At 71.7% G+C, this 12,178-nt stretch carries 10 protein-coding genes; all 10 read left to right on the forward strand.

The window, feature by feature from the left end; all coding sequences use genetic code 11:
* A partial coding sequence (locus GKQ77_RS17790; protein WP_219689769.1) for an asparagine synthase-related protein occupies positions 1–1,844 on the forward strand: 1,844 nt, incomplete at its 5' end.
* Positions 1,844–2,116: a lasso peptide biosynthesis PqqD family chaperone gene (locus GKQ77_RS17795; protein ID WP_219689770.1), complete on the forward strand. Its 273-nt coding sequence runs from the start codon at positions 1,844–1,846 to the stop codon at positions 2,114–2,116. The genes GKQ77_RS17790 and GKQ77_RS17795, both read left to right, overlap by 1 nt.
* Positions 2,113–2,532 carry a lasso peptide biosynthesis B2 protein gene (locus GKQ77_RS17800; protein ID WP_219689771.1) on the forward strand — a complete coding sequence of 140 codons (420 nt, stop codon included), beginning with the start codon at positions 2,113–2,115 and terminating at the stop codon, positions 2,530–2,532. Before GKQ77_RS17795 ends, GKQ77_RS17800 begins: the two co-directional genes overlap by 4 nt.
* A gap of 122 nt (positions 2,533–2,654) precedes the next feature.
* Complete coding sequence (locus GKQ77_RS17805) at positions 2,655–2,909, forward strand: hypothetical protein (protein WP_219689772.1); 255 nt, start codon at positions 2,655–2,657, stop codon at positions 2,907–2,909.
* Between the two features lie 62 nt (positions 2,910–2,971).
* Complete coding sequence (locus GKQ77_RS17810; RefSeq protein ID WP_219689773.1) at positions 2,972–4,984, forward strand: sensor histidine kinase; 2,013 nt, start codon at positions 2,972–2,974, stop codon at positions 4,982–4,984.
* Positions 4,981–5,688, forward strand: a complete 708-nt coding sequence (locus tag GKQ77_RS17815; RefSeq protein WP_258021489.1) for a response regulator — start codon at positions 4,981–4,983, stop codon at positions 5,686–5,688. The genes GKQ77_RS17810 and GKQ77_RS17815 overlap by 4 nt, the downstream gene beginning before the upstream one ends.
* Before the next feature lie 33 nt (positions 5,689–5,721).
* Positions 5,722–5,997: a hypothetical protein gene (locus GKQ77_RS17820; protein WP_219689775.1), complete on the forward strand. Its 276-nt coding sequence runs from the start codon at positions 5,722–5,724 to the stop codon at positions 5,995–5,997.
* Between the two features lie 1,642 nt (positions 5,998–7,639).
* The gene (locus GKQ77_RS17825; protein WP_219689776.1) at positions 7,640–8,848 is read left to right on the forward strand and encodes a cytochrome P450; all 1,209 of its coding nucleotides are present in this window, start codon (positions 7,640–7,642) and stop codon (positions 8,846–8,848) included.
* A 100-nt stretch (positions 8,849–8,948) separates the two neighbouring features.
* Entirely contained in the window at positions 8,949–10,319 is a 1,371-nt protein-coding gene (locus GKQ77_RS17830; protein ID WP_219689777.1) for a serine hydrolase domain-containing protein, read from the forward strand.
* A 442-nt stretch (positions 10,320–10,761) separates the two neighbouring features.
* Positions 10,762–12,178 (forward strand): amino acid adenylation domain-containing protein (locus tag GKQ77_RS17835; RefSeq protein WP_219689779.1); only part of this gene is annotated, 1,417 nt, incomplete at its 3' end.

Genomic DNA, 12,178 nt, shown 5'->3' on the forward strand with positions numbered 1-12,178 from the left:
ACCCCATGGAATTCATCGTTCTCCCGGACCACCCCGCTGCCGCCGCCGTGCTCGCTCTGTCGCCGCACAGGGCCGGGGACAAGATGGTCAGGCACCCCTCGGGCAGACCCTGGATCATCGGGAGTTGGCGGGACGAAGAGCTCACCTCCGCGTCCGCCGGCCCCAACGCGGTGGTCCTGCTCGGGCGGACCCGCATCGGCGAGCCGGAGCTCGCCCGCAAGCTCGCGGCGATGCGCTCAGTGACCGACGTCGACTCGTTTAGCCGCTCCTCGCACGGTTGCTTCCACCTGCTCGCCTCCATCGATGGCCAGGTCAGGGCACAGGGCAGCCTCACCACGGTCTGCCAGGTCTTCTACGGATCCGTGGGCGGGGTGGCGGTGGCCGCCGACCGGCCGCAGAGTGTGGCCGCGCTCACCGAGGCCGGCATCGATGAGGAAGTCGTGGCACTTCGCCTCCTGTCTCCCGCCGCGCCGCATCCCTTGTCCCAGGCCTGCCTGTGGCGCGGGGTCACCTCCGTGCCGCTGGGCCACTACCTGCTGATGCCCGCCAACAGCGGTGCGCGGCCTGTCCGTTGGTGGACGCCACCCGAACCGAGCGTTCCGTTGGCCCAAGGCGCCGACACACTGCGCCGGGCGCTGGAGGCGGCAGTCGGGACGCGGACCGCCCACTCCGCTACGGTGAGCGCCGATCTCTCCGGCGGCATGGACTCCACCAGTCTGTGCTTCCTCGCCGCACCACGAGCCGCCCGGCTGGTCACCTACCACCACGTGCCCTTGGATCCTTCGAACGACGACGGCGTCTGGGCCGCTCGGTGCGCGGCCGACCTGCCTGACGCACGGCATGTCAAAGAGCACTCCGACGCGGCACCGGCCTGGTATGCCGGGTGTCTGACCACCGACGAGGACGTGGAGGGACCTTTCCCCCTCATCCGGACCCGCGCGAAACTGGATCATCTTGCTCGGACGATGGCCGCGCTGGGTTCGACAGCGCACCTTCAGGGCATCGGAGGGGACGAGCTGTTCCACGGCCGTGCCACAGGTGCGCACGCGCTGGCCCGCGCACACCCTCTCCGAGCGATGCGGCAGGTGCGGGTCGTCAGGAGCATGAACCGCTGGACGACGCCCGCCACCATCGGCTACCTCCTGTCCGGCGGCACCTACGCCCACTGGCTCCGCTCCTCCGCCGACCTCCTCGCCCCGCGGCCGAGGAAGCGGGCGACGGCGCCGGGGTGGGAGAGCCGGCCCGCAATGCCGGTGTGGGCAACGCCCCGAGCGGTCGACACCGTACGCACCCTCATCCGCGCGGCGGCGGACGAGGAGCCGGACCCGCTCGCCCCGCTGCCGGTGCAGCACGACATGCTGAGCGTCGCTCGGCTCTGCGGTGAGATGACACGTCGGGCCTCCCGCTTCACCGCACGTCACGGCCTCTCCTACGAAGCCCCATACCTCGACGACCGCGTCGTCGAGGCCGCGATGTCGGTCCGGCTGGAGGACCGGATCGCGGCCGGGCGCTACAAACCGGTGCTCGCGACCGCCATGCGGGACGTCCTTCCGGCGTACGCGCAAGGCCGCGCGACCAAGGGCGACTACAGCGGTGAGCTGTACGGCGGCCTGCGTCGGCACCGGGCCGACCTGCTCGAACTGTGCGAGGAGTCCGTGCTCGTGGAGATGGGGCTGGTCGACCGCGCGGCACTGAGGGGACTGCTGCTCGGCCTGCACCCCGACACCAGCCCTTTCATGGCCTTCGACTCGACGCTGGCCTGCGAACTCTGGCTCCGATCCCCGTACCGGGACGACCGGAGTGGCACCACCGCGTCCCTCTCACCCCACCGCGAGGAAATCTGATGCGCTGCTCCCTTCACCCTCATGTCACTCACACCGAGACCGAGCACGGCGCGGTGCTCCTGAACGAGAAGACCGGCCGGTACTGGCAGGCCAACGACGCCGGGGCGCGGGTGCTGCGGTGCCTGCTCGACGGCGGGACGGCCAAGACCGCCGCGGCTGCCCTGTGCCCCGGCGATCCCACGGCGTACGAGCGGGCACTGCGCGACGTACAGGCCATGATCGACGGCCTGCACGAAGCCGGCCTGCTCGAGCCCGGCCTGGTGATCTCATGAGTGGCCTGGTCACCACCGAGGTGTCCGAGCGCCCGCCCTTCGCTCTCCGGATCACCGCACGGTGCGCGGTCGCCGTGGCGTTCGGTCTCGCCCGTCTCACGCCCGGCGGCCTACGGCGGGTCTTGCGCTTCATCAGCGCCCGGGCCCGTCCCGCGGGGCATGAGCAGGCGCTGCGTGCCCGCAGAGCGGTGGTCGCCGCCAGTGTGCGCTGCGCCGGCCCGTGGTGCCTGCCCCGGTCCATCGCCACAGCCCTTCTGTGCCGTGTCGGCGGGACATGGCCGGACTGGCACACAGGGGTGTGCGCGGAGCCCTTCCGCGCACACGCGTGGGTGGTCGCGGACGGCGAACCGGTCGGAGAGAGCAACGCCTCCCTCGTTCCCTTCCGTTCCGTCATCGTCGTGAAGGCCGGACGCTGAACAAGGTCCGCCACACGCGCCGCCCCTGCGGGCCGACACGTGCAACACAACGGCCGACCAGTCGTTCATCCTCATGCGGAACGCACACGCGTACCGCCGGTGAAGGAGGAGGAACGAGCGTGATGATCTGGAATTCCGTGAGGCCGCACGCTGCTGTGCTGGGCGTCATCGTTGCCATGACCGCCGTCTCGGCAGCCCCCGCCCAGGCCGGGCCCGCGCCCGCGGCCGCCGCCGAAGAGAGGCTGGTCGCTCACTACCACTCCAAGTCGGGGTGCCTCGGCGCGGGAGCGCAGGGCAAACGCAAGGGCAAGTGGGCGCACTACAGGTGCCTGCCCTCCTGGGACGGACCAGAGCCGTGGGGCCTGTGGGTATCTTGAGGCCGGGACCGGCCGCAGCCGCCGGCCACCCGCGCCCCAAGCCGGTGGCACGGGTGGCCGGAATGGCGCTGGGGCTGCTGGTGGCAGTACTGGCGCTGAAACTGACGGTGCTGTCCATGGCCGGGGAGCAGTGGCGCGCTGTCCACTACTCCCGGCCGCAGACCCTCGCTGAGGCCATACGGTGGGCGGTGGGGCTTCCGGTGTGGGTGATCGGCGTGCTGCTCCTCGCCGATCGTTCCGGCCGGCGGATGGGGGCGCTGCTGCTGGCCGCGGGGGCCGTGCTTGTCGTGCCGCGTACGGTGTCCGACCTGCTCGCCCTCATCGGCGACTGGTCGGCGCCGGTGGATGCGACGGTGCTTGCGCTCGCGGCCGTCGCGCTCGCAGGCCACCCTCTGAGCGTCCTCGTCTTTCCCGTGTGTTTCCTGCGCGAACGCTCCGTGCGACGGTGCCGGTGGTATGTGATCGCGCCGGCCGCCGCCGTCCACGCCGGTTACGGGGCTCTCTGGTTCCTCGGCGTGCCGGGGGCGCCGCCCTTCTTCAGCCCGTGGGCGGGGACCGCGACGGCGGAGTGGGCCCTTCAACACCTGGGCCCCGTCAGCCAGTTGGTGGACTGGGTGAGTGGTGCGGTGGCGCTCGCCGTGACGGCGATCGTGGCCCATTGCGCACTGTCGGGGAACGACGCGGCGGAGCGCCGTCGCTGGCTGCTGCTCGCCGTCGCCTACGCCGCCTGTGTGTCCCTGCTGCTCGGCGGAGGGTGGGGGGAACGCTGGACCATGGCCGCCCGTGCCGCGGGAGGCACGGTCTGGGTCGCCGTCATCTGCCTGACCGTGGCCAGAAGCGATGTCTGGCGGCTGGAACGTGCGACCGTCCACCGATTGTCCGTGGCGTTCGTCCTCACCCTCTTCGGCACCGCCGCGGCGAGCGCGGCCTTGGCCATCTGGGCAGCTCTTCCGGCCGTACGCAGTACGACGTCGTTGACCGTCGCGGGCTGCGCGCTACTGATCGGCTGGGGCACCCGGCCCGTGCTGGTGCTGTCGTCTCTCCGGGTCGAGCGCTTCTTCTACGGTTCGAGAACCCGGCCCCACCACGCCATGAGAAGACTGGTGACGCGGCTGCAGGAGGCCCCCGACCCCTGGGACGTACCGGAGCAGATCTGCCGCAGCGCGGTGGAGGACCTGGGCGTCTCCGGGGCAGCGGTCGAGGTCGACACCCGGTCAGGTGTACGTCGGCTCGGCGCGGTCGGAGTGCCGGTCAACGAACCCAAGCAGGTTTTCACCCTTCGCCACCACGGCCAGGTGGTGGGGCGCCTGGAAGTGGCGCGCGACGGCACGAGCACGCCCGTGGAGAGGGACAGTGACCTGCTGTCCCTGCTGGCGGATCAGGCGGCGCCCGCCCTCGCGGCGCTGCGACTGGTCGAGGAGACCCAGGCCGCCCGGGAAAGCCTCGTACTCGCCCGCGAAGAGGAACGCCGTCGGCTGCGCCGCGAGATCCATGACGGTCTCGGCCCCCAACTTGCCGCCGTGCAGATGAGGTTGGGCACCGCGCAGGCGTGCGTCGGGTCGCAGTCGGCGGCGCCGGTGCATCTGCGGGCAGCCGCCGAAGGGCTCAGTGAGGCACTGACCGAAGTACGCCGCATCACCGCAGGACTGACACCGGCCGTCCTGGTGGAGCGTGGCCTCCTCGAAGCGATCCGGATCCTGGCGCACCGGTTGAGTACCGAGGTGGTACGGGTCGTCGTGGCCGACTCCGCGACGACCGTGCCCGCGCTGGCACCCGCGGTGGAGACGGCCGCCTACCGCATCGCCGCCGAGGCGATGACCAACGCCGTGCGCCATTCCGGGGCCCGCCGCGTACGAGTCGGTCTGAGCGTCACACCCACCTCGCTGACCGTCGAGGTCAGTGACGACGGCAACGGTCTGCGGGGCGGGGGCGTGCCGGGTACGGGCCTCGCCTCGTTCACAGAGCGGGCCGAGGAGATCGGCGGGACAACCGGCGTACGCACGGGCCCTCATGGCACCGCCGTGCACGCCACCTTGCCCCTCACCCGGCAGGGCCGAGAACGAGGAGGGCCATGAGCGCCCAGGACGAAACAGCCGAGCAGGAGCATGCGGCAGCGGCAGCGGCACAGCCCCGGCGAGTACTGCTGGTGGACGACCACCCCCTGTTCCGGGAAGGGCTCGTGGCCGCGATCGACCTGGACGACCACTTCACCGTGGTCGCGGAGGCGGCCAGCGGCGAAGAAGCACTCACCGAAGCCGCACGCACCGCTCCCGACCTGGTGGTCATGGATCTCGGCCTGCCCGGCCTCTCCGGCATCGAGACCACACGCCAAATGCTCATCGCCCACCCGCACATGCGCATCATGGTGATGACGATGTCCGAGGACGACGACAACCTTCTGGCGGCGATGCGTGCCGGTGCTCACGGCTATCTCCTGAAGGGGGCTCTGCGTGAGGACGTCCTGCACGCCCTGCACACGGTCGCGCGGGGCGGCGCGGTCTTCAGCCCGCAGATGGCCGAGCGGCTGAGCGCGCTTTTCGCTGCTTGCGGCAGCACACCGGCGAGGGAGGCGTTTCCGACGCTCACGGCCCGAGAACGCGAGATCCTCGATCTGCTCGCGGTCGGCCTCAGCTACCGGCAGATCGCGCAGCGGCTCTGCGTCGTGGACAAGACAGTGCGCAATCACGTCGGAGCCATCTTCTCCAAGCTCCAGGTCCACGACCGCGCCGCGGCGATCGTCCGGGCCCGCAACGCGGGCCTGGGACCTCAGCCGCAGTGAGCAACTTTCTTGGCTTGTTCTAGGGTTGTGGCCATGGCCAAGGGGATGGGGCGGCGGCCCAAGGTGGACCTGGACAGCGGCGTCGAGGACGTGACGCTGTCCATCTTGGAGTGGCTTGGCGAGCAGGGGGTCGCTGCCATGATCCGGGTCGACGCGGAGCGCATGCGCGACGGTCAGCCGGCGTGGACATTCGCCGCTTCCGGTGGCCCGCTGGACGGCGGGATGAGAGCGGACGGGGCCTCGGTCGCCGAGTGCATGGGCATAGCTCTGCTCCGACTGCGCGAGGCCGGGCTGGCCGTGCCGTTCTGAGGTAGTGGTCCGCCTGGTTCCCCCAGGGGTGGCGGAGCCTCTAGCAGCCTCGTGTGCGAGCCGGGAGGCTCCGAGGCTGCCGCCGATGAAGCGGGTCTCCAGCGGCAGCAGAACCCTCTCCGGCCCGGGGTCTTCGACGACACCCCCGTCTTTGAGCGCCAGCCCCTTACGCCAGCTCACCTCCAGGCGCTCCGGAACTTCTCTTACGCTGCCGACCAGCTCTACATCGTCTTCTCGACAAGCGGCGGAGCGGAGGTGCTGCCTCTCGATCGTTTCCGGGTCGGTGGGGGATGGGGCCGTATCCTCTCCAAGCCCACGCAGGGGCAGATGCAGCCGACGTCCTCGCCGGGCTTTCGGGTTCTCAAGTGATGGTCGACCCGCCAGGCGCCGACGCGACGACGACGCCCTGCGGGCCGAATCCGATGATGTCCATCGTCCCGTCGTCGGTGCTTCCCGCGACGGTGTTCCTTGCCGGGCGTGTTGACGCGAAGCCGCGTCGAAGTGGTGGGCAGCGGCCCTGGCCTGCGGTGAGTCCCCCGCCTTCGCGGCGGGTGGCCGTGCGCGGGCTCGGCGGGGCGCGCGGGGCGCACAGCGCGGTGCGGGTGTCGCGCGTCGGCCTTGGCCGGTCCTAGACCAGTACCCCCGTCGGCCGGTTGCGCAGGCGCACGCCAATTGGCCGAATCTGTACGCGGGGAGGGGGTCGGTGCCCGCTCCGGGCGTGGCGCGGGCGGGAGTTGGGGCGGTGGCGCGTACTCGACCGGTGCGCGTCGGTCGCGGAGCGGAAGCGGCCACGGCGTGTTACGCCACCGTCCCGTCGGCGAGGTTCGGAACGTCCGCTGGCCAAATCATTACCCCAGATCAGGGGAGATCTCGGCCAAGATGCCGATGGCGCGACGGAGCTTCATGGGGGCCGGTCCGGCGGCGTTCAGCATGCCCGTCCACGCACTGGCCGCGTTCTTTTCGGCACAGTCCGGTTTGCGGATGAGGGCCCTGGGCACACGCTGCGGTGCGGTATTCGGCGGTCGGCCGTGATGCGCGGTCGGCCGGTCGAAGTGGCTGAGCGGTGACGCAAAAGCACCGGCGGAGCACTCTCCGTTCAACCTCAGGGGGTTGCTTGCAGGTGACTCGCCGTGAAGACTGTGGCCGAGTTCCATCGAAACGAAGGTTTCCGAGGGGGCGCAGCATGCCAATCGCGGCACAGGACGCGCTGTGATTGCGTACTCTCAAACTCGTTTTCGAACGGCCGGGCCTGGGGGGTCCGCTGTCCGTCCAGGAACCGGGAGGGTCCCGCGTATAGGTGCGCGGGAGGTATCGCCGAGGGGGATGGGTTATGTCGGGTTGGCGCGCCGCACGACTGGGCCGACTGCGGGGCCGTAACCGGCCGTGCAGCCGCCGCGGCATCCCGCACGGCATGTGTTGAGGGCCGGGAGCCCGCCTTGGCGTCGGACTGACGCCGACCGGCCGCCCCGGCGCACGAAGGCCCCGCGGGGCGCGTGCCGTTCCTCCTCAGGTCCGGGCGACAGCGACACAGCCGTGCCCGAAGCTGCCCCAACTGGTCAGCCCCGGCCCGCCGTTCCACCCCACCCCTGTGCGCGTGACTCCACCGTGCCCGCACGCGCAAGCCGCTAGCAAGGGAGACAAGGTGATAAGCAAGCAACCGACGGGCGAGCGGCCCCTCTTGGAGGAGTTACCCGACCGCTGGCGGGGCTTACACGCGACCGGGCCGGTGCGCTACGACGAGACCCAGCGCGTCTGGCAGGTGCTTGACCACGAGACCGTCTCCGCCGTCCTCGCCGACCCGGCGACGTACTCCTCGGAGCTGTCCGCCCTCGCGCCCACCCAGTCCGACTTCGAGACCTTCACTCAGGGCAACTTCGTAGGCATGGACCCGCCGGAGCACCGCAAGCTCCGCACACTGGTGAGCCAGGCGTTCACCCCGCGCGTCGTACAAGGACTTGAGCCCCGCATCGAGGCGGTCTGCGCCCGGCTCCTCGACGCCGTGGCCGACCGCGACCGCTTCGATCTGGTCGACGCGCTGGCCTACCCCTTGCCGATCATCGTGATCGCCGAACTGCTCGGCATCCCCGCGGAGGAGCACCGGCTCTTCCAGGAGTGGGCGAGCGTCCTCTTCGGCGGCGACCAGCTCGGCGAGGCGCCCGAGATGGCCGACCTGGAGCGGGCGCTGGAGGCCATCGCCCCCACCGTGCGCGAGATGAACGGCTACATGCTGGAGCACATCCGCGCCCGCCGCGCCGACCCCGGTGACGACCTCACCAGCAGACTCATCGCCGCCGAGGTGGACGGTGTCCGCCTCGGCGACCAGGAGATGGTCGGCTTCGTGGCCCTGCTGCTCGTGGCCGGTCACATCACCACGACCGCGCTGCTCGGCAACGCGATCGTCACCTTCGACGGGCACCCCGACACGGATGCCGCGCTGCGCGCCGACCCCACGCGCGTCCCGGCCGCCGTCGAGGAGGTCCTGCGCTGGCTGCCGCCCTTCCCCGAACTGGGCCGCAGGGTCACCCGGCCCGTGGTCCTCGGCGGCCACGAGATCCCGGCCGACACGATGCTGATGGCCCATCTCGGCGCCGCCAACCGGGATCCCGCCCGTTTCACCGCCCCCGACGTCTTCGACGCGACCCGGAGTCCCAACCCCCACTTGACCTTCGGGCACGGCATCCACTTCTGTTTCGGCGCGCCGCTGGCCAGGCTGGAAGCGCGGATCGCTCTTCACATGTTGCATGAACGATTCCGCAAGCTGGTGATCCCCTCTTATGAGGACATCGTCTACCAGAACCCGGCCGTCCTCATCGGCGTACGACATCTGCCCGTAGAGGTCGGCAGACCGTAGCCCCGGCGCACGCAAGCGCCCCGGTCGGCCCGGAACCGCTCTTTCCGGGCTGGATCGGCACACCCGCACATGAGACCCACCCAACGGGAGTCCTCTTCTCATGCCCTACACCATCCCCGCCACCGCTCCGGTCGCCTTCCGGGCGCCGTCCCCGCCGAGCCATGAGTCACTCAGTCGTGAGCTGCGAGACCGTCTCGATGAACTGGCCCGCACCCACCGGGTGCCCGGCGCCCAGTTGGTCCTGGACACCGGCAGAGACGTCGTCGCCGTACACACCGGTACCGCCGACGTCACCACCGGCGCTCCCTTCACCGCGGACACCGCGGTTCCGCTGGGATCTCTGACCAAGCCCTTCACCGCCGCGCTCGTCATGCTCCTGGCCGACGACGGCGACCTCGACCTGGACGAGCCGGCCGCCGAGCACCTGGCCGAAATGGTCGGCACGCCAACGGTGACGGTACGTCAACTTCTCAGCCACACCAGTGGTTTGCCCACAGGGCCCGACTCCGACACCGCCGCCGCGACCGCCCCAGCGCGCTACCTCAGGGCCGTCTGCGCCTCCCGCGATCTGCTGTTCACGCCCGGGACCGACTTCTCCTACTCCAACGCCGGCTACGTCGCCGCCGGACGGCTGGTGGAGAGGGTCACCGGCATGCCGTGGACCGAGGCGGTGCGGGCGCTGCTTCTCGAACCCCTCGGCGTTCTGCCCGCGTTCGTCGCCGACGCCGTGCACGTACGTCCCGTGGCCGCAGGGCACGCCGTCAACACCGCCACCGGGCAGGCCGTCGCCGCCCGGCAGAACCTGGCGCCGCTGGAGGCGCCGGTCGGCGCGCTGCTCGCGAGCGCCCTGGACCTGGCCGTGTTCGGCAACGCGCTCACCGGCCGCTCGGATCTGCTGCCGCCCGCCGTCGTCAAGGAGATGCGCCGGGCCGAGACCGCCGCCGACCCGGGGGCGCTCGCCGACGGCTGGGGCGCCGGACTCGCCCTGTACCAGCGGGACGGCCGGGTGTGGTGCGGCCACGACGGCAACGCGCAGGGCACCTCCTGCCATCTGCGGGCCGACCCGGAGAGCGGGGTCGTGGTGGCCTTCACGGGCAACGCCGGTGGCGCCACCGCACTCTGGCGCGACCTCGCCGAGGACCTGGCCCGGCTCACCGGCATCCGGGTGCCCGTCGACGCGCATGCCGCGGACCGGGGCCTTCCCGTCGCCCTGCCCGGCTGTGCGGGCACCTACCGCAACGGCACCACGACCTACCGCGTCGCGCCCGGACCGGACGGTACGCCGGCCCTGTCCATCGACGGGGACCTGTCCCTTCCGCTCGTCTGCTACGCCGACCTCTCCTGCGATCTGCGCGATCCGGCCACCGGACGTCTCGAACCCGGGGGCCGGTTCCACCGGGATCCGGCCACCGGCACGATCGACCGGGTGCAGATATCCGGGCGGACCGCGCGGCGCACCGACGACGGCTGAGCCACGGTCATCGCCGCCCTGGGCCGGGTGGGTGCCTCGTCGGTTCCGGGGGCCTCGGGGGCCTCGGGTCGATGCGCGTAGCCGCCTCGCTGTGGGCCCCGGATCTCTGGGCCCTGCTGTCGCGGTCACCGCATGCTCTGGCTCACCCGGCGGTCCCTTGCCCGGGGTGACTCGCCGCCTGGACCGGTGAGTCGTTCGTCGGAGCTACGGCTCCGGCAGCGGCCCACGCCCCTCGGGCAACGGTCCGCGCCCCTCGGCCACCGCACCATCTGCCGTATGCCACCCGCTCCGCACCAGGTCACCATCTCGCACCGCCGCACCGCCGCACCGCCGCGCACGCCCGGTGTGTCACGTCCGATCCTGCGCACCGCCCACGAGGCGAGGCCCGGATCGGTCGCGTGGCCCGCGCCGCATCGCCCCGCTCTCCAGAAGGACTTCACCCATGACGGACCTGCACGACAAGCCCGCACCGGCGTCCTCCCTGTCGCAGGGCGGCCCCGCCGCGAACACGCCGGAGAACGCGGCGGCTCCGGCGTACCCGACGCTCGGCGAGCTGTTCGCCACCTGGGTGGCACGGACACCTGACGCACCGGCGCTCACCGACGGCCGGCGGACCTGGACCTACCGTGAACTGGCCGACCGTACCGACCGGTTGGCCGGGCACCTGATAGGCCGGGGGGCGGGGCCGGACCGGGTGGTGGCCCTGGTGCTGCCGCGCTCCATGGAGCTGATCGCGGCCGAGCTGGCCGTCGCCCGGGCGGGCGCGGCCTTCCTGCCCGTGGACCCCTCCTATCCCGCCGAGCGCCGGGCGCTGATGCTGGCCGACGCCGCGCCCGCGCTCACCCTCGACGATCCGCGCCGGGTGGGTGAACTCCTGGGCGCCGAAGACCCGGAAGGCGCAGCGGGACAGCCGGTCGGCGTCGACGCCGACCACGCGGCCTACGTCATCTACACCTCCGGTTCCACCGGCACCCCCAAGGGCGTCACGGTGACCCACCGCGGCATCGGCGGCTTCACGGCGGCCGCCGCCGAACGGTACGCGGTGGGGCCCGGCGACCGGGTGCTCCAGTTCTCGTCGCCGAGCTTCGACGCCTCCGTACTGGAACTGTTCATCTCCGTCCTGTCGGGTGCCACGCTCGTCGTACCGCCGCATGGGCCCTGGCTGGGCGACGAACTCGCCGCCGTTCTGGACGAGCACCGCATCACCCACGCCCTCATCCCGCCCGCCGCGCTGGCCTCGCTGCCCGATCCGGGGCGGGGCACCGCCCGCCACCTGCGCACGCTGATCGTGGGCGCCGAGGCGTGCTCGGCCGAGCTCGTGGACCGCTGGGCGCCGGACCGCCGGATGATCAACTCATATGGTCCGACCGAGACCACCATCGTCGCGACCTGGACCGGGCCGCTCACCGCGGGCAGCGGTACGCCGACGATCGGCGGCGCTCTGCCGCACACCCGGGTGTACGTCCTTGACGCCGCGATGCGGCCCGTGCGGCCCGGCGCGGACGGCGAGTTGTTCGTGGGCGGTGAGGCGGTGGCGCGCGGCTACCTGGGCCGGCCCGGTCTCACGGCGGCGCGGTTCGTCGCCGATCCCTTCGGAACGCCGGGAGCGCGTCTGTACCGCACGGGGGACCGGGTGCGGTGGACCGCCGAGGGTGAGCTGGAGTTCCTGGGCCGCTTGGACCGGCAGGTCAAGATACGTGGCTTCCGGATCGAGCCGGGCGAGATCGAGGCGGCGTTGCGCCGGGCGGGCGCGGGCGCCGTCGGCGAGGCCGTGGTCGTGGTGCGCGAGGACGTGCCGGGTCATCAGCGCCTTGTCGCGTACGTCACCGCAGCCACGCAGGCCGGCCCCACCACCCCAG

Source organism: Streptomyces anatolicus, from assembly GCF_019400875.1.
Lineage (GTDB): Bacteria > Actinomycetota > Actinomycetes > Streptomycetales > Streptomycetaceae > Streptomyces > Streptomyces anatolicus.